General features: G+C 65.0%; 14 protein-coding genes and 1 tRNA gene. 4 read left to right on the top strand and 11 right to left on the bottom strand.

Annotation, left to right across the window (positions count from 1 at the left end):
* Positions 1–48 precede the first annotated feature (48 nt).
* Together J2X19_RS07505 and J2X19_RS07500 are read right to left on the bottom strand one after the other, a co-directional pair.
* A complete protein-coding gene (locus J2X19_RS07505) occupies positions 49–3,210 on the bottom strand; it encodes an efflux RND transporter permease subunit (RefSeq protein ID WP_310372055.1) in 3,162 nt (1,053 codons plus the stop codon).
* Positions 3,211–3,228: 18 nt separating this feature from the next.
* On the bottom strand, positions 3,229–4,485 hold the full coding sequence (locus tag J2X19_RS07500; protein ID WP_310372053.1) for an efflux RND transporter periplasmic adaptor subunit: 1,257 nt from the start codon (positions 4,483–4,485) through the stop codon (positions 3,229–3,231).
* A gap of 213 nt (positions 4,486–4,698) precedes the next feature.
* Between J2X19_RS07500 and J2X19_RS07495 the strand changes: the two genes are divergently transcribed.
* Complete coding sequence (locus J2X19_RS07495; RefSeq protein ID WP_310372051.1) at positions 4,699–6,258, top strand: methyl-accepting chemotaxis protein; 1,560 nt, start codon at positions 4,699–4,701, stop codon at positions 6,256–6,258.
* Between the two features lie 21 nt (positions 6,259–6,279).
* Here J2X19_RS07495 and J2X19_RS07490 read toward each other — a convergent pair whose 3' ends face one another.
* The 7 genes from J2X19_RS07490 to purL form a co-directional block, all read right to left on the bottom strand.
* Positions 6,280–7,005 carry an ABC transporter ATP-binding protein gene (locus J2X19_RS07490; RefSeq protein WP_207776389.1) on the bottom strand — a complete coding sequence of 242 codons (726 nt, stop codon included), beginning with the start codon at positions 7,003–7,005 and terminating at the stop codon, positions 6,280–6,282.
* Positions 6,998–7,798: an ABC transporter ATP-binding protein gene (locus J2X19_RS07485; RefSeq protein WP_310372047.1), complete on the bottom strand. Its 801-nt coding sequence runs from the start codon at positions 7,796–7,798 to the stop codon at positions 6,998–7,000. Before J2X19_RS07485 ends, J2X19_RS07490 begins: the two co-directional genes overlap by 8 nt.
* Positions 7,795–8,775 (bottom strand): branched-chain amino acid ABC transporter permease, encoded by a 981-nt coding sequence (locus tag J2X19_RS07480; protein WP_116608112.1) that lies wholly within the window; start codon positions 8,773–8,775, stop codon positions 7,795–7,797. Before J2X19_RS07480 ends, J2X19_RS07485 begins: the two co-directional genes overlap by 4 nt.
* On the bottom strand, positions 8,775–9,647 hold the full coding sequence (locus J2X19_RS07475; RefSeq protein ID WP_092761009.1) for a branched-chain amino acid ABC transporter permease: 873 nt from the start codon (positions 9,645–9,647) through the stop codon (positions 8,775–8,777). The genes J2X19_RS07480 and J2X19_RS07475 overlap by 1 nt, the downstream gene beginning before the upstream one ends.
* A gap of 157 nt (positions 9,648–9,804) precedes the next feature.
* Complete coding sequence (locus tag J2X19_RS07470; protein WP_310372042.1) at positions 9,805–10,977, bottom strand: ABC transporter substrate-binding protein; 1,173 nt, start codon at positions 10,975–10,977, stop codon at positions 9,805–9,807.
* Positions 10,978–11,175: 198 nt separating this feature from the next.
* On the bottom strand, positions 11,176–12,813 hold the full coding sequence (locus tag J2X19_RS07465; protein ID WP_310372040.1) for a methyl-accepting chemotaxis protein: 1,638 nt from the start codon (positions 12,811–12,813) through the stop codon (positions 11,176–11,178).
* 202 nt (positions 12,814–13,015) lie between these two features.
* Positions 13,016–17,053, bottom strand: coding sequence for a phosphoribosylformylglycinamidine synthase (gene purL, locus J2X19_RS07460; RefSeq protein WP_310372038.1), 4,038 nt, complete (start codon positions 17,051–17,053; stop codon positions 13,016–13,018).
* 85 nt (positions 17,054–17,138) lie between these two features.
* Here purL and map point away from each other — a divergent pair, with 85 nt between their 5' ends.
* Both map and J2X19_RS07450 read left to right on the top strand, forming a co-directional pair.
* Positions 17,139–17,954, top strand: coding sequence for a type I methionyl aminopeptidase (gene map / locus J2X19_RS07455; RefSeq protein WP_116608116.1), 816 nt, complete (start codon positions 17,139–17,141; stop codon positions 17,952–17,954).
* 19 nt (positions 17,955–17,973) lie between these two features.
* Complete coding sequence (locus J2X19_RS07450) at positions 17,974–20,607, top strand: [protein-PII] uridylyltransferase (RefSeq protein WP_310372035.1); 2,634 nt, start codon at positions 17,974–17,976, stop codon at positions 20,605–20,607.
* A 15-nt stretch (positions 20,608–20,622) separates the two neighbouring features.
* Here the strand turns inward: J2X19_RS07450 and J2X19_RS07445 are convergent, their stop codons facing one another.
* Both J2X19_RS07445 and J2X19_RS07440 read right to left on the bottom strand, forming a co-directional pair.
* Positions 20,623–23,010 carry a DUF3772 domain-containing protein gene (locus J2X19_RS07445; protein WP_310372032.1) on the bottom strand — a complete coding sequence of 796 codons (2,388 nt, stop codon included), beginning with the start codon at positions 23,008–23,010 and terminating at the stop codon, positions 20,623–20,625.
* 118 nt (positions 23,011–23,128) lie between these two features.
* Positions 23,129–23,205, bottom strand: a tRNA-Pro gene (locus J2X19_RS07440).
* Between the two features lie 122 nt (positions 23,206–23,327).
* Here J2X19_RS07440 and J2X19_RS07435 point away from each other — a divergent pair.
* Positions 23,328–23,969, top strand: a complete 642-nt coding sequence (locus J2X19_RS07435) for a LysE family translocator (protein WP_310372030.1) — start codon at positions 23,328–23,330, stop codon at positions 23,967–23,969.
* The last annotated feature ends 5 nt before the right edge of the window (positions 23,970–23,974 follow it).

Here is a 23,974-nt window from a genome sequence, read left to right as displayed (position 1 = left end):
GCTATTGTTTACATAGCTGCTCGCGCAGGTAGTACCTGCGCTAGAGCCCTATTTTCCTAAAATTTCAGCACCCACCGGGTGCGTGGGCGCTTCATGCGCCTCGGCGGTATTGGCGCCGGGCACGCTGCTGCGCGCAAACAGCGAGTACATGACGGGCACCACGAACACGGTGAGCAAGGTGCCCAGCGACATGCCGCCGACGATCACCCAGCCGATTTGCTGCCGGCTCTCGGCACCGGCACCGGTGGCAATCGCCAGCGGCACCGCGCCCAGCACCATGGCGCCGGTGGTCATCAGAATCGGCCGCAGGCGCTGCGAAGAGGCCTGTACCAGCGCGTCGACCATGCTCTGGCCCTGCTCGCGCAGCTGGTTGGTGAACTCGACGATCAGAATGCCGTGCTTGGTGATGAGGCCGACCAGAGTAATCAAGCCGATCTGCGAATACACGTTCAGCGAGCCGCCCGACCATTTGAGCGCCAGCAGCGCGCCGATCATCGACAAGGGCACCGACAGCATGATCACCAGCGGGTCGATAAAGCTCTCGAACTGCGCGGCCAGCACCAGGAAGATGAACACCAGCGCCAGCACAAAGACGATGACCAGCGCGCCCTGCGAGTTGCGGAACTCGCGCGAGGTGCCATTCAGGTCGGTGGTGTAGCCGGGTTGCAGCAGCTTGTTGGCCGTGGCTTCCATGAACTTCAGCGCCTCGCCCAGTGCGTAGTCGGGTGCCAGATTGGCCGAGATGGTGGCCGAGCGGCGCTGGCCGAAGTGGTTGAGTTCGCGCGGCGACACATCTTCGCGCACCTTGACCAGGGCCGACAGCGGGATCATGGTGTCGTTGCGGCCGCGCACATAAATGCCGGCAATGTCTTCGGGCGTGCTGCGGCCGCTGGCCACGGTCTGCACCACCACGTCGTACTGCTCGGCGTCGCGCTTGTAGCGGGTCACATTGCGGCCGCCCAGCATGGTCTCAATCGCCTTGGCCACCACGTCGACGGCCACGCCCATGTCGGCGGCCTTCTCGCGGTCAATGTCGATGCGCAGCTCGGGCTTGTTCAGCCGCAGGTCCACGTCGGGCGCCAGGATGCCGGGGTTCTTGGCGATCTCGTCCATCATCTGGCGCACCACCTTGTTCAGGTTCTGGTAGCTGTCCGAGGTCTGGATCACGAAGTTGACCGGCCGCTCGCGGAAGCCCTGGCCCAGCGAGGGCGGCGTGATCGGGAAAGCCGTCACACCGGGCAAGCCGCTGAACTTGGGGCCCATCTCGCGGGCCAGGTCCAAGGTGGTGCGCGAGCGCTGCTCCCAGTCGGTGGTGCGGAAGATCACACTGGCCTGCGACACCGTAGGGTTGCCAGCGGTGGTGAAGATGCGGTCGAACTCGGGATACGGTTTGCCCAGGGCCTCGATGGCCTTGGCATAGCGGTCGGTGTACTCCAGCGTGGCGCCATCGGGCGCGGTCACGTTGGCCAGGATGGTGCCGCGGTCTTCGAGCGGCGACAGCTCCTGCTTCATGCTCGGGTAGACAAAGTAGATGGCGGCGGCGCTGGCCAGCATCACGGCGATAACGATCCAGCGCGCCTGCAGCAGCACGCGCTTGAGGGCGACACCAACGCCGCGCTGGTCCGCCCTGGGCTGGTAGCCGGTGGCGACCAGCCAGCGGATCATCCGGCCATAGCCGTCCGAGATGCGGGTGAGCAGCCGCTCCATGCCGCTGTCGAAGCGGTTTGGCTTGGGGTTGTGCTTGAGCAGCAGCGAACACATCATGGGCGTCAGGGTCAGCGCCACAAAGCCCGACACCACCACCGCGCCGGCCAGGGCCAGCGCGAACTCGACAAACAGCCGGCCGGTACGCCCCGGGGTAAATGCCAGCGGCGCATACACCGCCACCAGCGTGGCCGTCATGGTGACGATGGCAAAGCCGATTTCGCGCGCGCCCTTGATGGCGGCGGAGAACGGGTCCAGCCCTTCTTCGATATGCCGAAAGATGTTCTCCAGCATGACGATGGCGTCGTCCACCACCAGGCCAATCGCCAGCACCAGGGCCAGCAAGGTCAGCGTGTTGATGCTGAAGCCGGCCAGCGACATCAGCGCAAAGGTGCCGACCAGGCTGACCGGAATGGTGACGATGGGGATGATGGAGGCGCGCAAGGTGCGCAGGAACACGAAGATCACCAGCGCCACCAGTACCACGGCTTCCACAATGGTGCGGTAGACGTTCTTGACCGAACGGTCGATGAACAGCGAGTTGTCGTTGGCCACGTCGATCTGCACGCCGGCGGGCAGGTCTAGCTGCAGCCGGGGCAGCATTTCGCGCACACCGGCCGACAGGGTCAGCGGATTGGCCGTGGCCTGGCGGATCACGCCCACGGCCACCGCGTCGCGGCCGTTCAGCCGCACGGCCGAGCGCTCTTCGGCCGCGCCCTCCTGCACCCGGGCGACGTCGCGGATCTTCACCGGGAATCCGTTCACGCTCTTGATGGTGATGTCGGCAAACTGCGCGGGCCGCACCAGATCGGTTTGCGAGGTGACGCTGAATTCGCGCTGCTGCGACTCGATGCGCCCGCCCGGCACCTCCAGGTTGCTGCGCCGGATCGCGTCTTCCACGTCCTGCGTGGTCAGGCGGTAGCCGGCCAGCTTGTTGGCATCCAGCCAGACGCGCATCGCGTATTTGCGTTCGCCAAAAATCCGCACATCGGCCACGCCGGTGACGGTTTGCAGGCGCGGCTTGGCCACGCGATTGATCAGGTCGTTGATCTGCAGCGGGCTCAGGGTGTCGCTGGAGAAAGCCAGGAACACCACCGGAAACGCATCGGCCTCAACCTTGGCAATCACCGGCTCGTCGATGGCCTGCGGCAGGCGATTGCGCACCCGGGCCGTGCGGTCGCGCACCTCGGCGGCTGCGGCGTCGGCATCTTTTTCAAGCCGGAAACGCACCGAAATCTGGCTTTGCTCGGCACGGCTGATGGAAGTGATCACGTCCACCGCGTCGATGCCGGCAATCGAGTCTTCCAGCGGCTTGCTGATCTGCGATTCAATCACCTCGGCCGAGGCACCGGGGTAGCGCACGGTCACGGTGACCACGGGCTCGTCGATCTTCGGGTATTCGCGCACCGCCAGGCGGTTGAAGCTGACCGCGCCGACCAGCAGGATCAGCAGCGACAGCACGGTGGCAAACACCGGGCGGCGGATGGAGGTTTCAGCGAGTTGCATGGCGTATCGACCCGGCCATCACACCGGCTTGGCCGCACCCGCGGCCTGTGCCTGCAGGCAAGGATTGGGGCCGACCAGGGCCTTGGCGGGCGCTGCAGTGGGGGGGGAGGCCTGGGCCACTTGCGGCGCGGAGGCTGCCGACGCCGGTTGCGCTGCAGCTTTGCTGGCCAGATCCACCACCCGCACCGCGGTACCGTCTTTTTGCAGCCGCTGCTGGCCGGCGGTGACCACGCGGTCGCCCTCGTTCAGGCCTTCCAGAATTTCGACCTTGCCGGGGCGGCGCACGCCGACCTTGACCTCGGTACGTTGGGTGACCAGGGTATCGACCTCGGCGCCAGGCACCAGCTTCAGCACAAACTGCTTACCGCCCTGCGGCACGATGGCTTCTTCGGGCACCACCAAGGCCTTCTCACGCTCGCCAAACACGGTGTTGACGCGGGCAAACATGCCCGGACGCAGCTGCATCTGCCGGTTGTCGATGCAGGCGCGCACGCCGACGGAACGGCCATTGGCGTCGAGCAGCGGGTCGATGGCTTGCACGATGGCCACAAACTTGCGCCCTGGCAAGGCGTCGATATCGATGCTGGCGCGCTGGCCGCGCTGCAGCTTGGTCTGGAAGCGCTCGGGCAGGCGGAAGTCCACGTAAATGGCTTCCAGGTCTTCCAGGTTCACGATGTCGGCGCCGTCTTTCAAATAGTCGCCGACGTTCACTACGCGGATACCGGCGATGGCATCGAAGGGTGCCACGATCTTCAGGCGCTCGGCGGTAGCGCGGGCCAGGGCCAGCTTGGCCTGGGCGACTTGCAGATTGGCGCCGCTCTCGTCTACCGAGCGTTGGCTGATGAAGTTTTGCGCCACCAAGTCCTGGTTGCGCTGGTGGTTGGCCGTGGCAATCGACAGCTCGGCCTGGCTTTGCTGCACCTGGGCACGGGGCAACTGGTCGTCAAACTGCACCAGCAGCTGGCCTTTGCGGACCCGCTCCCCATCGCGGAAATTCAGCGCCGTGATGCGTCCGCTGACTTCGGGGCGCAGCACCACGCTCTGGCGCGAGCGCAGGCTGCCCACCGTTTGGCTGTCGTCCACGATGCGGGTGATGGCCACCGTGGCCGCCTCCACCGCCGGCGGACGGCTAGCGCCTGCCGGTGCCGACGCATTGCTTGCCGCCGGAGCGAGCTGCATCTGGGCTTGCGGGCCACGCTGCAGCCACCAGGCGGCCGCAGATGCGACAAGAATGCCAACTACTGCCACCGCTGAGTACCTAATCTTCGAAGCCATGCAAACACCCAACCATAAAGGGATACACAATGAGTGTCGGAATGTAACAGGGCTGGTGTAAGCCCATGTGACTCCCGGCAATGCCATAGGGGCTTTCCTGTTTTAAACCGTTCTTTTTTCTTGTTACATCTGGATACTGGCACGCTTATTGATACCAGACCTTCAAGTCACCTGCCTGCGCACACCGAACCATTTGCATAAACCACCACCGCCATGAATCCGCTCAACCGCTTCTCGATACGTTTTCGCTTGTACTTCAGCACCGCGTTCTCGCTGCTGCTGCTGGTGGCCGTGGGCCTTTTGGGCTATTGGGCTCTGGAATCGACCCGCAGCACGGTCAAGGTGCTGGTCGAGGAAAAGGTGCAAACCCTGACCGACATGAATGAGCTGCGCATCACGCTGGCCCAGGTGCGGCGCAACGAAAAAGACATCATCATCAGCTTCAACAATGCCGTGGAGGTCGCCACGCTGCGCGAATCCTGGCAGAAGTCGCTGCAAAGCTTCAACAAAGGTCTGGTCGAGCTACGCCGCACCCAGGGCTCGGACACCACCTATACCAAGATGCTGGACACCTCGCAAGCCGAGATCAAAGCCTATACCGAAGGCATGGGCCCGGTGCTGGCGCAGATCGAAGGCGCGCAGATTGACGGCTCGGTCGGTGGCGCCTATGCCGAGAAGCAAAAAATCCATGTGGACGCCATCGACAAGCTGTTGCAGCAAGCAGCCACCACCTCGCGCGAAGAAATGCAGACCGCGCAGGCCGGCATTGACCAGCGCACCGTGCTGCTGTCGGGTGTGCAAATCGGCATCCTGGTGCTGGCCTTGCTGGTATTGATACCGCTGACCTTCTTCAGCGTGCGCAGCCTGACCAAGTCGCTGGCCGAAGCCTGCGCTGTGGCGGAACAGATCGCCCAGGGCAATCTGTTTGTGCCGGTGCAGGCCCAGCAGAACGACGAAATCGGCCAGCTGGTCGGCGCCATGGGGCGCATGCAGACCTTCTTGCGTGAACTGGTCTCGCAGGTGCAGCTGTCGGCGCGCAACATCCACGCCTCCAGCACCGAGATCGCTGCCGGCAACCAGGATCTGAGCCACCGCACCGAACACACGGCCGCCAACCTGGAAGAAACCGTGGCCTCCATGGCCGAGCTGACCGGCAATGTGCAGCAAAGCGCGGATGCCTCCCATGAAGCCAATCAGATGGCCCAGTCGGCAGCCCAGGTCGCCACGCGCGGCGGCGAAGTGGTGTCGCAGGTGGTGGTCACCATGACCGAGATCAACGCCAGCTCCAAGAAGATTGCCGACATCATCAGCGTGATCGACAGCATCGCCTTCCAGACCAATATCCTGGCGCTGAACGCCGCGGTAGAAGCCGCCCGCGCCGGCGAACAAGGCCGCGGCTTTGCCGTGGTGGCTAGCGAAGTGCGGCTACTGGCCCAGCGCTCGGCACAGGCGGCCAAGGAAATCAGCAGCCTGATCAATACCTCGGTGGCCAAGGCCGACGAAGGCGCACGTTTGGTGGCCCGCGCCGGCACCACCATGGACGATATTCTGGGCAGCGTGAAACAGGTGACGACCATCATCCGCACCCTGTCGACCCAGGCCGCTGGTCAAAGCAGCAGCATTGCCCAGATCAGCGAAGCCGTTGGCCAGGTGGACCAGATCACGCAGCAGAACTCGGCCCTGGTGGAAGAATCCGCCGCGGCATCGGAGTCGTTGCGCGAACAAGCCAATCTGCTGGCCAACGCCGTCAGCCGGTTCAAGCTGGAAGCCTGAGCGCGGCTCCAGGCCCAACAGCTAGCGCGCCACGCCCAGGAGTTTATTCAGCAGCTCTGGCTGCTGCTGCAAGCTCTCGGCCGTGCCCGCATACACCACGGTACCGCGGTCCAATACGGCCGCGGTATCCGAGATGGCCAATATCGCCTGCGGATGCTGTTCCACAATGATGGCCGACAGGCCTTCTTCGCGGGTGATGCGGCGGATCGCGCGCAGTAGCTCCTGCACGATGATGGGCGCCAGGCCCTCGCAAGGTTCGTCCAGCAACAACAATGTCGGGTTCAGCACCAGGGCCCGGCCCAGGGCCAGCATCTGCTGCTCACCGCCCGACAACTGTGTGCCCAAATTGGTCTTGCGCTCGGCCAGCCTAGGGAACAGGCTGTACACGCGCTCGGGTGTCCAGGGGCTGGAGGCCCGCCCCGCACGGGCCGGCCGCTCCACCGCCGTCAGGTTTTCATGCACGGTCAAAGATTTGAAGATGTTGCGCTCTTGCGGCACCCAGCCTATGCCGACGGCTGCGCGCTCGTGCGAAGGCAGTTTGTGCAATGCCACACCGCCCAGGCTGATGCTGCCCGCATGCTGGCGCGTGGCACCGGCCAGGGTATTGATCAGCGTAGTCTTGCCCGTGCCGTTGCGGCCCAGCAAGGCCAGGGTCTGGCCTTCATCCAAAGCCAGGGAAACCCCATTCAGCACCACGGCCTCGCCGTAGCCGGCACTCAGGCCCTGGACGCGCAATAGCTCAGCCATGGGCGAACCCTCCTGCTGCAGTGGCATGGGCGTCATCGCCGTGGCCGAGGTACACGGCCTTGACCTGCGGGTCGTTGGCAATGCTGTCCGGGTCGCCCTCGGTCAGCACCGTGCCATTGACCAGCACCGTCATGCGCTTGGCGAAGCTGAAGACCAGATCCATATCGTGCTCGATCAACAAAATCGACACCTCGGCGGGGAGGTCGGCCACGGTCTGCAGCAGCTCCTCGCGCTCACCCGCAGGCACGCCCGCCACAGGCTCGTCCAGCAACAGCACGCGCGGCTCGCAGGCCAGGGCAATGGCGATCTCCAGCAGCCGGCGCTTGCCATAGGCCAGCACCCGGGTTTCCTGGGCCATTACGCTGGTCAAATGGAATTGCTCCAGCAGTTGTTCGCAGCGCTGGGTTACATCCCGATTCGCGCCCAGCGCCTGCCACCATTTAGCACCCAGGCCGCGGTGTTGCGACACGGCCATGGTCAGCGTTTCCAGCGGCGTCAAGGTGTCGAACAACTGGTTGATCTGGAAGGTGCGTACCATGCCGCGGCGTACCCGTTGGTAAGGTGCGAGCTGGGTAATGTCTTGCCCCTCCAGCACGATGCGGCCGGCCGTGGGCTGCAGCACGCCGGTGAGCAGATTGATCAGAGTCGTCTTGCCCGCGCCATTCGGGCCAATCAGTGCGTGGCGCGCGCCCTTTTGCAGATGCAGGGTCACGTCGTTGGCGGCGGTGATGCCGCCAAACTTCATCACCAGGCCCTGGGCCGACAGCACGGTATCGGGGTTAAGGGTGCTCATGGATGGCCTCCGCGCGAGCGAGGCATACGCCAGGTCCAGGGGCGCAGCAGGCGTTCGCGTCCTACCAGTACCAGCACCACCAGAAACAGACCGATCCAGAAGGTCCAGTACTGCGGCGTAATGCTCGACAAGGCATCCTGCATCAGCTTGAACACGATGGCCCCCAGCACGCCGCCATACAGCCAGCCCACGCCGCCCACCACCAGGATCAGCATCACATCGGCCGAACGATGGAACTCAAACAGATCGAGCGAGGCAAAGCCCGAGGTCTGCGCCAGCAAAGCCCCCGCCGCCCCCGCCATGCCGGCGGCAACGGTGTACACCACCACCAGGCGCTGGCTGACCGGAATACCAATCGCCATGGCGCGCAAGCGGTTGTCGCGTATGGCTTTCAGGGTGGCGCCGAACGGCGAATGCACCAGCCGCCGGGCCAGCACAAACAGCAGCAACAACACGCTGAGCGAATACCAGGCCGCGGTACGCCCCATCAGGTCAAACTCAAACTGGCCCAGCACCGGCCCCAGCACCACGCCCTGCAGGCCGTCGGCGCCGCCGGTCAGCCAATCCAGCTTGTTGGCCAGCTCCATCAGGATCAGGCCCACGCCCAGGGTCACCATCAGGCGGGTCAGGTCGGTGCCGCGCAAGATGGTGGCGCTGCACAGCGCCCCCAGCAGGGTGGCCGTCGCAATCCCCACCGCCAGGCCCACCAAGGGATCGGGCATGACGAACTTGGCAAACAAGGCTGCGGAATAGGCGCCCATGCCGAAGAATGCCGCGTGGCCCAGCGACACGATGCCGGTGTAGCCCAGGATCAGGTCCAGCGACAGCGCGAACAAGGCCACGATGGCGATCTCGTTGATGATCAGCGCATGGCTGGCCAGCAGCCAGGGCGAGGCCAGGGCCAGCAGCCACAAGGCATATTCCCAGGGCTTCCAACGGCCACCCTTGAGCAACAGGTTGTGTGCATCCGTGTCCATCACTTGCCTCCCCGGCGAACGAACAGGCCTTGGGGCCGCCAAATCAGAATCACGATCATCAGGCTGTAGACGATGAACGCCCCCAGCTTGGGGATGTAGTACTTGCCCGCCACATCGGCGATGCCCAGCAGTAGCGCGGCCAGCAACGGCCCGGTGATGCTGGAGGTGCCGCCCACGGCGACCACGATCAGAAAGTAAATCATGTACTTCAGCGGAAAGCTCGGGTCCAGCCCCAGCACCTCGGCCCCGAGCGCGCCGCCCAGCCCAGCCAGGCCCGAGCCCACGGCGAAAGTGCTGAGAAACACCAGGTTCACATTGATGCCCAGGCCGGCCGCCACCCGCTGGTCGTCCACCGAGGCGCGCAGCCGGCTGCCGAAGCGGGTACGCGCCAGCACGTACTGCAGCGCCACCGTCAGCGCCGCGCACACAGCGATGATGAACAGCCGGTAGTGCCCCATGCCCAGCATCCAGGCGCCCTCGCCGATCTCGGTGCGGCCCTTCAGCCATTCGGGCAGTTGGATGATCTGCTGGCTGGAGCCGATGAAGTAGTCGGCACTGGCCACCGCCATGAAGGTCAGGCCGATGGAGAACAGCACCTGGTCCAGATGCGGCTTGTGGTACAGCGGCCGGTACAGCGTACGCTCCAGCAGCCCACCCAGCAGGGCCGAGCCCAGGAAGGCCAGGGGCAGGCAGAGCAGGAACGGCACACCCAGGCGCTGCATCAGCAGCACCGTGATGTAGCCGCCCACCATGGCAAAAGCACCGTGCGCCAGGTTGATGAAATTCATCAGCCCCATGGTCACCGCCAGGCCGACCGCCAGGATGAACAACAGCATGCCGTAGGCAATGCCGTCAAAAAGAATCGTCAACATGCGATAGCCAATCTCTCAAGTATCCGCAGGCATTCGAGCCCGCCGGAGGCGCGACTGCCTTACCCAGAACAACCGCGGAACCGGCTTTGCCGGGCCGCAAGTTGTGCCCCCTGCAAGGGAGGTGGCGGAAAGTGCGCAGCACTGTAGCCTGGGGGTGTTACTTCGCTTTCCCCGGGTCCTTCACGTCTTTGATCACGGCGAACTCGACGTTGTACAGCTGGCCGTTCTTGCGCTCCACCTTGCGCATATAGATGTTTTGCACCACGTCGCGGGTTTGCGCGTCGATGAACATCGGGCCGCGCGGACTTTCAAAAATCTGCCCCTTCATCGCCGCGAGCAAGGCATCTCCGCCGCCCTGCCCTTTGGAGGCGCGCAGCGCTTCGTAGATCACCCGCATGCCGTCGTAGCCGCCCACGGCCATGAAGTTGGGGCGCAAGCCGCTATTGGCCTTGCCAAAGGCCTCGACAAACTTGGCGTTCAGGGCCGAGGGATGGTCGGTGGAATAGTGGTGTGCCGTTACCACGCCCAGGGCGCCGTCGCCCATGTCGTTCAGCTGGTCGTCATCGGTCACGTCGCCGGTGCCGATCAGCTTGATACCGGCCTTGTCCATGCCGCGCTCCAGGAACTGCTTCATCACCGCCGCGCCCGCGCCAGAGGGCACGAAGACGAACAGCGCATCGGGCTTCAAGTCACGTACTTTTTGCAGGAAGGGCGCAAAGTCCGGGCCGCGCAAGGGCACGCGCAACGACTCCGGTACCTGGCCGCCGTTGAACTGGAAGCGCTCCTTGAAATACTTCTCGGCATCCAACCCCGGGCCGTAGTCGCTGACCAGGGTGACCACGGTCTTGATGCCGTTTTTCGGCGCCCAGTCGGCCATGCTGACTGCCGCCTGCGGCAAGGTAAAACTGGTCCGCACAATATACGGCGAAGCCTGGGTGATGCTGCTGGTGGCAGCCGCCATCACCACCTGGGGCGTCTTGGACTGGGTGGCAATCGGCGCGGTGGCCAAGGCCGAAGGCGTGATGCCAAAGCCGGCCAGCACATTCACCTTGTCATTGACCACCAGCTCCTGCGCCAGGCGTTTGGTCACGTCGGGAATACTGGTGTCGTCCTTGACGATGAGCTGGATCTTCTTGCCGGCAACCGTGTCGCCGTTCTGCGCCATGTAGAGCTTGGCCGCCGCTTCGATCTGCCGCCCGGTGGAAGCCTGCTGCCCGGTCATGGGCAAGATCAGTCCGATCTTGAAAACATTCTCTTGCGCTATGGAATACGTAGCACCCAACGCAGTAATGGCAAGCACGGTAGCCCGCAGAAAGAAGCGCTTTTGCATTTTTGTCTCCTGATGGATGGTCGGATCTCAGATTCTTATAACCGGCAGCCTATAACCGCCCCGCAACTGCGAGTTACCAGTGCGGTACGAGTGTAAGCGTGTGAAACAAGAAATGAATCCCCTCTGACCATGCCCCTCAACTAAGGCTATCCCGCTTGCGTAAAGCCACGGGTAGACGTAAGGGGCCGCAGCCCGCCCTCAGGAATACGCCATCGCCAAGCTGCGCACCTGCGTGGCGGTTGCGGCTACCGCCGTCGGTGCCGGGTCGGCACCCAGCGTAAACACCGACACCACCTGCACCAGGTCGCTGGCCTGGCCCTTGAGGCCGCTGGCGGCAGCCGCCATTTGCTCGACCAGCGCGGCGTTCTGCTGGTTCACCTGGTCCATCTGGGTCACGGCTTCGCCGATCTGCGAGACACCGGTGCTTTGCTCGGAACTAGCGGTGCTGATCTCGCCCATGATCTCGGTCACCTTGCGGATGCTGCCCACCACCTCGGCCATGGTGCTGCCGGCCTGGTCCACCAACACCACGCCCTGCTCCACCCGCTGCACGCTGGCGGCAATCAGCAGCTTGATCTCCTTGGCCGCATCGGCCGAGCGGCTGGCCAGCGAGCGCACTTCGGACGCCACCACCGCAAAGCCCCGGCCCTGTTCGCCGGCCCGGGCTGCTTCCACCGCCGCGTTCAAGGCCAGGATATTCGTCTGGAAAGCGATGCCATCGATCACGCCGATGATGTCGGCAATCTTGCGCGACGACTGGTTGATGCCCTGCATGGTCTCGACCACCTTGCCCACCACCTCGCCGCCGCGGATGGCCACCGCCGACGCGCTCTGCGCCAGCTGATTCGCACTGCGCGCGCTGTCGGCATTCTGTTGGACGGTGGCGCTCAGCTCTTCCATCGAAGCCGCAGTTTGTTCGAGCGCGCTGGCCTGGTGCTCGGTGCGCGCGCTCAGGTCGTGGTTGCCCTGGGCAATCTCCGAGCTGGCCGTGGCCACGCCGTCGGCACCCTGGCGGATGGACTGCACGATCTGCGTCAACGAGGCCTGCATGCGCGCCATGGCAAACACCACGCTGCGCTCGTCGCCGGGCCGCAGTTGCACCACGCTGCTCAGATCGGCCTGGCTGATGGAGGTGGCCAAAGCCGCCACCTCGCCCGGTTGCCCGCCCAGCTGGCGCAGCAGATGCCGACTGATCAGCCAGGCCAGGACTATCGACAACAGCACCGAAGCCGCGGTAACACCGGCCAGCACCAGATTGGCCTGCACCACCGCCTGCCGGCCGCGGGCCTTGTCCTGCTCGGCCTGGTTCAGTTGGTCCTGCCAGAGCTTTTGCAGCGCCTGGTAGGCGGCCTGGTAGACCTGCTGGCTCGGACCGTCAAAGAAGTCGCTGGCCTCCATCGCCCGCTCGCCCTCGGCGCCGGCGGCGGAATTCGACATCTGGAAAAAAGTGCTGCGCAGCCCATGGAACTTGCCGATTGCCGTCGCCAGATCGGCCTGCAGCGCCGGGTTGGCCTGGGCTCCGCTGCGGGCCTTGTAGCGGGCCAGTGCGGCGTCCAGCTCTTTGACGGCAGCCTTCACCGCCACCTCCTCGCGGTCCTTGGACGGCATGTTCAGCGCCGCCAGGTGCTTGAGCTCGGAGATGCGCACCAGCTGCAATTTGTCGTTCGCCTCGCCCAGCGCGGTCAGTGCCGGCAAAGTGGTGTCGACCAGCGATTCGAAGTCCTGGTGCATGGCCGCCATGCGGCTCCAGGCCGTGACGGCCAGCACCAGCACCAGAACCACCACCATGCCAAAAGCCAAGCCCAACTGACGCCCCACACTGATTCTCGAAAGCATGATTGATTGCACCTAAAAATAGATACATCAGCTTACATTTCACCCGTTTCCACGACCGATACCGGCTCGCCGATTGCTGATACGAAAGCGGCGATCCGCATGGGGGAATGCCCTAGGCCAAAACGCCGGACGTAAAAAAGCCGCAGGGCCGGCGACGACCCTGCGGCGGATGGAGGCCGTAGTCGGCCTCTTGGCGTAGCGCTTAGCCCAGCCAGCGGCGCGCGTTGTGCCAGAGCTGCATCCAGGGGCTGGAGCTGCTGACATCGCCGCTGGTCCAGCTCTTCTGCACGTTGCGGAACACGCGCTCGGGGTGCGGCATCATGGCGGTGAAGCGGCCATCGGCCGTGGTCACCGCGGTCAGGCCACCAGGGCTGCCGTTCGGGTTGAACGGGTAGGCCTCGGTCGCCACACCATGGTTGTCGGTGTAGCGCATCGCCGCAATCGCCTTCGATGCGTCGCCACGGTAGGCGAAGTTGGCATAGCCTTCGCCGTGCGCCACGGCAATCGGCATGCGGCTGCCGGCCATGCCTTGCAGGAACACGCTGGGCGATTCCAGGATTTCCACCATCGACAGCCGCGCTTCGAAGCGCTCGCTGCGGTTGGTGGTGAAGCGTGGCCAGGCTTGCGCGCCGGGGATGATGTCGGCCAGCTCGGCAAACATCTGGCAGCCGTTGCAGACGCCCAGCGCCAGGGTGTCTTGCCGGGCAAAGAAGGCCTTGAATTCTGCCGCCAGCACCGGGTTGAAAGTGATGCTGCGCGCCCAGCCTATGCCGGCACCCAGGGTGTCGCCGTAGCTGAAGCCACCGCAGGCCACCACGGCCTGCATATCCTGTAGGTGTACGCGGCCGGTTTGCAGATCGGTCATGTGCACGTCGAAGGCATCGAAGCCCGCCTCGGTGAAGGCGTAGGCCATCTCGGTGTGCGAATTCACGCCCTGCTCGCGCAGCACGGCAACCTTGGGGCGCGTCAGCTTCAAGGCCGGCGCCGCTACGGTTTTCGTAGCTGCTGGCGCAGACAGTACCTGCGCCAGAGCACTGTTTGGCTCTATAAACACATGCAAGCCCGGGTCGTTGGCCGCACCGGCTGCGGCGTGTTCGGCATCGGCGCAGGCCGGGTTGTCGCGCTGCTGGCATATCTGCCAACTCACGTTGTCCCACACCTGGTGCAGATCGGCCAGCTTGGCGCTGAACACGGCTTTCGCATCGCGCCAGACCTGGACTTCGCCGACGCCAGCGGCAATCGCGCTGCCGGCAGGACGGGTCTTGCCGACGATGTGGCTCAGCTTGCCCAGGCCATGCGCGCGCAGGGTCTGGACCACGGCGTCACGGTCAGACGTGCGTACCTGCAGCAGCACGCCGAGTTCTTCGTTGAACAGCGCCTTCAAGGTCAGCTCTTCACGGCGCGGGCCGACCTGGCCTGCCCAGTTCTTGCTGTCGCCCACGTCCATGCGGCTGTCGGAAATACCGTCGCCTTCAGTGACCAGGAGATCGACATTCAGCGCCACGCCGACATGGCCGGCAAACGCCATTTCGCAGGCTGCGGCGAACAGGCCGCCGTCGCTGCGGTCGTGGTAGGCCAAGATCTGCGGACGCACGGCGTTGACGGCGTTCACCAGGTTGACCAGGTCTTGCGCATCGTCCAGATCGGGCACGGCATCGCCGACCTGGTTCAAGGTCTGCGCCAGGATGCTGCCGCCCATGCGGTTCTGGCCCTTGCCCAGGTCGACCAGGATCAGCGTCGTGTCTTCCGTCGCGTTCAGCTGCGGCGTCAAGGTGCCGCGCACATCGGGCAGGCTGGCAAAAGCGGTGACGATCAGACTGACCGGGGATGTCACCTTCTTTTTGTCCGCATCGTCGGTCCATTGCGTGCGCATGGACAAGCTGTCCTTGCCCACCGGAATCGAGATGCCCAGCGCCGGGCACAGCTCCATGCCCACGGCCTTCACCGTGGCGTACAGCGCGGCGTCTTCGCCGGGTTCACCGCAGGCGGCCATCCAGTTGGCGGACAGCTTGACGCGGGGCAGATCGAAGGGTGCAGCCAGCAGATTGGTGATGGCCTCGGCCACCGCCATGCGGCCAGAGGCAGGCGCATTCACGGCTGCCAGCGGCGTGCGTTCGCCCAGGGCCATGGCTTCACCCGCAAAGCCCTTGTAGTCGGCCAGGGTGACGGCACAGTCCGCCACCGGCACCTGCCAGGGGCCGACCATCTGGTCGCGGTGGCTCATGCCACCCACGGTGCGGTCGCCGATGGTGATCAGGAAGCGCTTGCTGGCGACCGTCGGGTGGGCCAGCACGGCAATGGCGGCTTTTTGCAGATCCACGCCGGTCAGTTCCACTGGCGCAAAGGTGCGCGCCACGGTCTTCACATCGCGGTGCATCTTGGGCGGCTTGCCCAAGAGCACGTTCATGGGCATGTCAACCGGGCTGGCCGCGCCGTCATCGGCCACGATCAGCTGGCGCTCTTCGGTAGCCACGCCAACGACAGAAAACGGGCAACGCTCACGTTCGCACAGCGCGGTAAACGCCGCCAGCGACTCCGGCGCGATGGCCATCACATAGCGTTCCTGGCTCTCATTGCACCAGATTTCCTTGGGGCTCATGCCGCTTTCTTCCAGCGGCACGGCGCGCAGGTCGAAGCGCGCGCCCCGGCCGGCGTCGTTCGTCAGCTCGGGGAAGGCATTGCTCAGGCCGCCGGCGCCCACGTCGTGGATCGCCAAAATCGGGTTCTTGTCGCCCTGCATCCAGCACTGGTTGATGACTTCCTGGGCCCTGCGTTCGATTTCGGGGTTGCCACGCTGTACCGAGTCGAAGTCCAGCGAGGCCGCATTCGCGCCGGTAGCCATGGAGCTGGCCGCGCTGCCGCCCATGCCGATGCGCATGCCCGGGCCACCCAGCTGCACCAGCAGCGAGCCGGCGGGGAATTCGATCTTGTGGGTTTGCGTGGCGTCGATGGTGCCCAGGCCGCCGGCGATCATGATGGGCTTGTGGTAGCCGCGGCGGATGCTGTCCACATCGGAAGTCACGGTCTGCTCGTATTCGCGGAAGTAGCCGAGCAAGTTCGGACGGCCGAATTCGTTGTTGAAAGCCGCGCCACCCAGCGGGCCCTCGACCATGATTTGCAGCGGGCTGGCGATGTGCTCGGGCTTGCCGATGGACACGTCGCCATCCTGCGGCCAGAGCTTGGAGACGGTGAAGCCGGTCAAACCCGCCTTGGGCTTGGAGCCGCGGCCTGTCGCGCCCTCGTCGCGGATCTCGCCGCCAGCGCCGGTGGAGGCGCCGGGAAATGGCGAGATCGCGGTCGGGTGGTTATGGGTTTCGACCTTCATCAGCACATGGTGCTGGGCGCTACTCTTTTCATAGCTACTCGCGCTGGTAGTACCTGCGCCTGAGGCCAATTTGGCCAAGAATCGCTCGATCTCGAAGCCTTCCATCACCGAGGCGTTGTCCGAGTACGCCACCACGCTGTGCTGCGGCGCCAGCTGGTGGGTGTTGCGGATCATGCCGAACAGGCTTTTCGGCTGCGCCACACCGTCGATAGTGAACTCGGCGTTGAATATCTTGTGGCGGCAGTGCTCGCTGTTCGCCTGGGCGAACATCATCAGCTCCACGTCGCTGGGGTTGCGCTTCAACGTCGTGAAGGCGTTGACCAGGTAGTCGATTTCGTCGTCGGCCAGGGCCAGGCCGAATTCGGTATTCGCCGCCTCCAGCGCGGCGCGACCACCGCCGAGCACGTCGACCTGGGCCAGGGGCGCGGCTTCCAGCGAGGTGAACAGCTCTTGCGCCTGGCTGCGGTCCAGCATGGCACTTTCGGTCATGCGGTCGTGCAGCAGGTCGGCCACCCGGGCCAATTGTTCGGCGGACAACACAGTTTTGCCCAGCAAGGGCTGCTTGACGGTCAGGCGGTATTCCACAAAGCGCTCGACCCGGCGCACAGCCAGGCCGCAGTTGTGGGCGATATCGGTGGCCTTGGAGGCCCAGGGTGACACGGTGCCGAAGCGCGGGGTGACCACCAGCAGCGGGCCTTCGGCCGGGCCGGCGTAGGGGTCGCCATAGGTCAGCAGGCCGTCCAATTGGGACTTGACGGCGTCCGTCAGGGGCGCATCGCTGGCCACCAGATGCACAAAACGCGCGGCAACACCGCTGATCTTGTCGTGGATGGCTTGCAGCCGGGGAAGAATTTGTTGAACGCGGAAGTCGCTGAGGGCATTGCCGCCCTCAAACTGGGAAATGTGCAAGGTCACGTTGGCGGCCTGGGTTGGGGAAGTTAGCCTTCGATTTTAACGGCACGGTCAACGCGCACCTGCCGCATCTAGGATAATTACGGCCATGACTATCACCTACAAAGACGCAGACGGCATCGCAGGCATGCGCGTCGCAGGCCGCCTGGCATCCGAAGTGCTCGATTACCTGACACCCCATGTGGTGCCGGGCGTCACCACCAACCAGCTCGACAAGCTGGCCCACGACTACATCACCCAGGTGCAGGGCGGCATTCCTGCCCCCTTGAACTACACCGGCGGCGGCAATATCCCCTACCCCAAGTCGATCTGCACCTCGGTGAACCACCAGGTCTGCCACGGCATCCCGAACGACAAGCCGCTGAAAAAAGGCGACAGTGTGAACATCGACGTGACCGTCATCAAAGACGGTTGGCACGGCGACACCAGCCGCATGTTCATTGCCGGCGAGGGCTCTATCCTGGCCAAACGCCTGGCGGCACTGACCTATGAAGCCATGTGGCACGGCATCAAGATCGTCAAGCCCGGCATCCACCTGGGCGATATCGGCCACGTGATCCAGCGCTTTGCCGAGAGCAATGGCTTCAGCGTGGTGCGCGAATTCTGCGGCCACGGCATTGGCCGCGTGTTCCACGAAGAACCTCAGGTGCTGCACTACGGCCGCCCCGGCACGCTGGAGATGCTGAAGCCCGGCATGACCTTCACCATCGAGCCGATGATCAATGCCGGCAAGAAGGAAATCAAGGAAGGCCCGGAAAAAGACGGATGGAGCATCGTCACCAAGGACCACTCTCTGTCGGCCCAGTGGGAACACACGGTGCTGGTCACCGAAACCGGCTACGAAGTGCTGACCGTGTCTGCCGGCAGCCCGCCGATCCCGGCTTTCGTGCCGGCCCAGTCCTGAAGCGCGCCAGCCTTTTTCGATGAGCGATGTCCAGGCGCTGCGGGCGCATTACCTGCACGAGAAGTCGTTGCTGCTGCAAGCCGTGCGCGACAGCGGCGCCAGCACCCGCGGTGTACGCAAAGCACTGCAAGACCTGTCGCAACTCAGCGATGCGACGCTGCGCAGCCTGTGGGCGCTGTCGGGCTTTACCGCCTCGTTCGCCCTGCTGGCGGTGGGCGGGTTTGGCCGCGGCGAGCTGTTCCCGCACTCCGATATCGACGTGCTGCTGCTGCTGCCCGAAGGCGTGTCGCCCGAGCTGGACCCGGCGCTGAAGGCGCGCATCGAAGGCTTCATCGGCAACTGCTGGGACACCGGGCTGGAAATCGGCTCCAGCGTGCGCACGCTAGAGGAATGCATCGCCGAGGCCGCCAAGGACGTGACGGTGCAGACCTCGCTGATCGAGTCGCGCCTGGTCACCGGCGATGCCCGGCTGTTTGCCGAGTTCTCGGCCCGCCTGTCCACCGCCTTCGACCCCCGCACATTCTTTATGGCCAAGACCCTGGAGATGCGCCAGCGCCATAACAAGTTCGAAAACACGCCCTACGCGCTGGAACCCAACTGCAAGGAATCGCCGGGCGGCCTGCGCGACCTGCAAACCATTCTGTGGGTGGCCAAGGCCGCCAAGCTGGGCAAGAGCTGGGACGACCTGGTGCGCAGCGGCATCGCCACGCCGCACGAGGCCAAGCAGCTCAAGCGCAACGAATCGCTGCTGTGCCTGATCCGCGCGCGCCTGCACCTGATCGCCCATCGCCGCGAAGACCGGCTGGTGTTCGACCTGCAGACCGCGGTGGCCGAGTCGTTTGGCTACCAGACCGTGTCCGACGACGAAACCGGCCTGCCGGTGCGCTCCAGCGAGGCGCTGATGCGCCGCTACTACTGGGCCGCCAAGGCGGTCTGCCAGTTGAACCAGATCATGCTGCTCAACATCGAGGAGCGCTTGAATCCGTCGACCCATACCCTGCGCCCGATCAACGAACGCTTCTTTGAAAAGGCCGGGATGATCGAGGTCAGCAGCGACGACCTGTACCACCGGCATCCACACGCGATTCTCGAAACCTTTCTGCTCTACCAGACCACGGCCGGCCTGCACGGCCTGTCGGCCCGCACGCTGCGCGCGCTGTACAGCGCCCGGGGCCTGATGACGGCCAAGTTCCGCAGCGACCCGGTGAACCGCGCGACTTTTCTAGCCATCCTGCAGCAGCCGGCCGGCATCACCCACGCACTGCGGCTGATGAACGACACCTCGGTGCTGGGCCGCTACCTGTGGGTGTTCCGGCGCATCGTCGGGCAGATGCAGCACGACCTGTTCCACGTCTACACCGTGGACCAGCACATTCTGATGGTGCTGCGCAATGTGCGCCGCTTCTTCATGGCCGAGCATGCGCACGAATACCCGGCCTGCTCGCAACTGGGTGCGGGCTGGGACAAGCCCTGGATTCTGTTTGTCGCCGCGCTGTTCCACGACATTGCCAAAGGCCGCGGCGGCGACCATTCGGACCTGGGCGCACTGGAAGTGCGGCGCTTCTGCAGCCAGCACGGCATCAACCGCGAAGACAGCAAGCTGATCGAATTCCTGGTGAACGAGCACCTGACTATGAGCCGCGTGGCGCAGAAGGCCGACCTCAGCGACCCGGACGTGATCGCCGACTTTGCCAAGCGCGTCGGCAACGAACGCTACCTGACCGCGCTGTACCTGCTCACGGTGGCCGACATCCGCGGCACCAGCCCCAAGGTCTGGAATGCCTGGAAGGGCAAGCTGCTGGAAGACCTGTACCGCTACACCATCCGCACCCTGGGCGGCCGCGCGCCCGACCCGGGCGCCGAGATCGAAGCCCGCAAGCGCGAGGCGCTGGTGATGCTGGCGCTGCACGCCCAGCCCTTCGAGTCGCACAAAGCCCTGTGGAGCACGCTGGACGTCGGCTACTTCATGCGCCACGACGCGGCCGACATCGCCTGGCATACCCGCCAGCTGTCGCGCCACATCTCACTGAATGCGGCGCAGGCCGCCAGCAACACCGCCGAAGCCAAGCCCGTGAAGCCCATCGTGCGGGCCCGCCTGTCGCCGGTGGGCGAAGGCCTGCAGGTGATGGTCTACACCCCCGACCAGCCCGATCTGTTTGCGCGCATCTGCGGCTTCTTCGACCAGGCGGGGTTCAGCATCGTCGATGCCAAGGTGCATACCGCCGGCAACGGCTATGCGCTGGATACCTTCCAGGTGGTCACGGCCATGCTGCCCGAGCACTACCGCGAACTCACCAGCATGGTGGAAAACGACCTCGACCACACGCTGGCCCAACAAGGCCCACTGCCCACACCCAGCCGTGGCCGGGTCTCGCGCCGGGTCAAGAGCTTCCCCATCGCCCCGCGGGTGGATCTGCGGCCGGACGAAAAAGCCCAGCGCTGGCTGCTCAGCATCTCGGCCAGCGACCGTGCGGGTCTGCTGTACCTGGTGGCCCGGGTGCTGGCGAAACACAACCTGAGTGTGCAGCTGGCCAAGGTCACCACCCTGGGCGAGCGGGTGGAAGATAGTTTTCTGGTCCAAGGCCCAGAGCTGCAGTACAACCGCAAGCAGATCGAGATCGAAACCGAGCTGCTGCAGGCCCTGGCGGCCTGAAGCTGCTGGCATCCATTACGCCGTGAACGGCGGCTCGGGCGGTGGCTGCACCTTGTCGGCCACGCTGGGGCTGCTCAGCAGGTCCACCGGGCCGTCCTGGCGCAGCAGCATGGTCGAGGGGTGCGACATCGGCAGCTTGGCCTCGCGCAGGCGCTTCAGCACCTCGAACAGCACATCGCTGCGCACGCCATAGGCCATGCGCGGCGAGCCCACATAGGCCGTAGCATTGAACACCAGCTTGCCATTGTCTATGCCGTCCAGCGCCACGCTGGGCGCGGGGCTGGACTGCACCTCGGCATGGTCCCGGAAGGCGCCCAGCAACAGGTCGTAGACCTGCTGCACATCGGTATCCAGCGGCATGGGCAGTTTGATCTGCACCAGGCCCTGCGGGCTCGCGTGGGTGATGTTGCGCACGGTCTTGGTAATGAACTCCGAGTTCGGCACGATCACGGTCGAGCGGTCGCTCATCTGGATCTCGGTGGCGCGCACATTGATGCGGCGGATATCACCCTCCACCGTGCCCAGCACCACCCAGTCACCCACCTTCACCGGCCGCTCGGCCAGCAGGATCAGGCCGGACACAAAGTTCTGCACCACCGCCTGCAGGCCAAAGCCGATACCCACCGACAGCGCACTGGCCACCCAGGCCACGCGTTCCAGCCCTATGCCCACGGCCGACATCGCCAGCGCCACCACCAGTACCGCGCCGCCGTAGCCAAACAAGGTGCTGGCCGACATCTGCATGCCCGCATCCAAGCTGGTGGTGGGCAAGAAATGCCCTTCCAGCCAGCGCTTCAGCAGCCGCACCAGCAGCAGACCCAGCACCAATACCGACAGCGCCAGCAGTACCGCCGCCGGCCGCACCTGCACCTCGCCGATCGCCAGGCCATCGCCAAACAAGGTCGCGCGGTGCAGCAGCTCGGGTGGCCCATCGCCAAACGGCGACAACACCAGCACCAGGGCCACCAGCGCCACCAGTGCCCGCCCAATACCCGACACCAGCACCGCCAGCTGGTCGCGCATACGCCAGCTGCCCGGCGTGGGCGTAAGTTCGGGCGCCGAGGCCAGCCACCCCATGCACATATCGTCGATCAACAGCACCAGCAGATAGGCTGTGCTGGAGACGATGGCAAACCATGCCACCTGGCGCACCACGAAGCCACCCAGTGCCACATAGCCCAGCAACAGGCCGACCACACTACCGGCCAGTGCCAGCCAGACCAGCAGCGCCACCACGCTGAGCCACAGCGGGCGCGATGGCATCTTGGCAGCATCGGGTTCGTTGGCCGACAGACGGCGCAGGCGCTCGGCGCGCAGCACACCCATCACCATGGTCAGGCCCAGGGCCAGCGCCAGGATGCAGTTCAGCGCCACCGTAGTCGCCAGGCTGGCATTCACCAGCGCATACAGGCGCTCGGCCAGCCAGCCCGCGGTGGTCACCAGCGCCATTACCAGGGGGAAACGGCCCATGCCGCTGGCCACCGCATCCGGCAGCGGCGGCAGCCGCCAGGTCGGCCGGTCCGGCGACAGCAGCGCCCGGCCCAGCCCGGCCACGTAGCCGCCAAAGCAGGCCAGGCCGACGCTGCTGATCAACAGCGTGTGCGGCAGCGTAGAGAGATCGCTGTTCCATTCCAACCCCTGGCGCAGCACCAGTGCGATAGCGCCCCAGGCCAACACCGACAACGCGATGCGCAGCACCGCAAACAAGGAGCGGCGTAGCCGGCCACCGGGCACACGGGTAGCCACCAGGTGCATCGCACCCGCAGCGAGCTTGCGGCGCACCAGCACTACCGCGCACAAGGCCACGGCCATGCCCAGCCAGACGCCGACCGAGGCCTTGCCCAAGGCGCGCCCCAGCTCGCCCAGCAGCCCGCCCAGGCGACCGGCATCGGCGGCGACGTTGTCGCGCAACTCTGACCAGAACGGCGGCGCCAGGATCGATGCAGTGCGCGCGCCCAGCTCGGCCTGGAACTGCGAGCGCCGCAGGGTGGATATCTGCGCCGCCACCTGTTCACCCTCTACCGCCAGCAGGCGCGCCAGCTTGACCTGGGCGTCCAGTGCGTTGCGGCTCTTGTCCAGCTGGGTGCGCAGGCTGGCGATGTCCGGGGCTTCCTTTTTGTCCGTGGGCGGTGTGCCCAGTTCGGCCAGCCGGGCCTGCACGCTGTCGAGCTGCGGCGCCAGCTGGTCGGCCACTTCCTGGGCCTGGATCTGGGCAGCCAGCGCGGTGCCGCGCCAGGCCAGCAGGTCCAGACCGGGCGTGGGATTGGCCAGGCCCTTCTGCAGGGTCTCGATCTGCTGGCGCAGCTGGTCGAGCGTGTCGTCGGGATTCGGGGTTTGGGCCTGCGCCGGCAGCCAGCCCACGGCCAGGCACAGCAGCAGCCCGGCCAGAATTCGAGCCCACAAGCCTCTGGTGCTGATGCGTAAACCGTGTGTAGCTATCAATTGCATAGTATGTGTACCTGCGAACGCCCATGAAAAAAGCCGCCAAGAGCGAACTCTTGGCGGCTTTAACTTCATTTAATGGTCGGGGCGAAAGGATTCGAACCTTCGACCCTCTGGTCCCAAACCAGATGCGCTACCAGGCTGCGCTACGCCCCGACAAGCCTCAGATTCTACAACGACTTTTGGCGTTATTCGCCCGCACCTGAATTTAATTCGCCCCGGGCCTCAATTAACATGGTGGCTTCCTGCCGCTGCCACCTGTTTGAAAGCTCCCCTGCATGACCTTCATGACCTTGTCCACCTATCTGCTCTACCTGGCCGCCGTGTCCGTACTGGTGCTGTCGCCCGGCCCCACCATGCTGATGTGCATCACCCGCGCGCTGCAGCACGGCTGGGCGCGTGGCGTGGTGTCGGGTGCCGGCAGCATCACCGCAGCGCTGGGCATCATGCTGCTGTCGGCCCTCGGCCTGGGCGCGGTGCTGGCCGCATCGGAAACCGCGTTCACCGTGCTCAAGGTCTGTGGCGCCGCCTATCTGATCTACCTGGGCATCAAGACCTGGCGCAGCCCGGCCGTGGCCTTCACACCCGGCAGCGTTGCCGCCAGCACGTTGCCCAGCCTGCGCGCCTGCTATGCACAAGGCCTGATGGTCGGGGCCAGCAATCCCAAGGCGCTGCTGTTCTTTGCGGCGTTCTTCCCGCAGTTCCTGGACCCGGCCGCGGCCTGGGGCCCGCAAATGGGCGTGCTGGCCGCCACCTTCATGGCGATGGAAATGTCGGTGCTGGCGCTGTGCTCGGTAGGTACCGCGCGGATTGCACCGTTCCTGGCGTCCAGCGCCCATGTGCGCTGGATCAACCGCATCTGCGGCGGCCTGTTTGCCGCCATGGGCGGCATCTTGTTGACGGTGCGTCGGCACGCCTGATTGCT

The organism is Rhodoferax ferrireducens, assembly GCF_031458075.1.
In the GTDB taxonomy this organism is placed as follows: Bacteria; Pseudomonadota; Gammaproteobacteria; order Burkholderiales; family Burkholderiaceae_C; genus Rhodoferax_B; species Rhodoferax_B ferrireducens_A.
The sequence above is the reverse complement of the archived record's forward strand: the minus strand, read 5'-3'. Positions and strand labels throughout refer to the sequence as shown.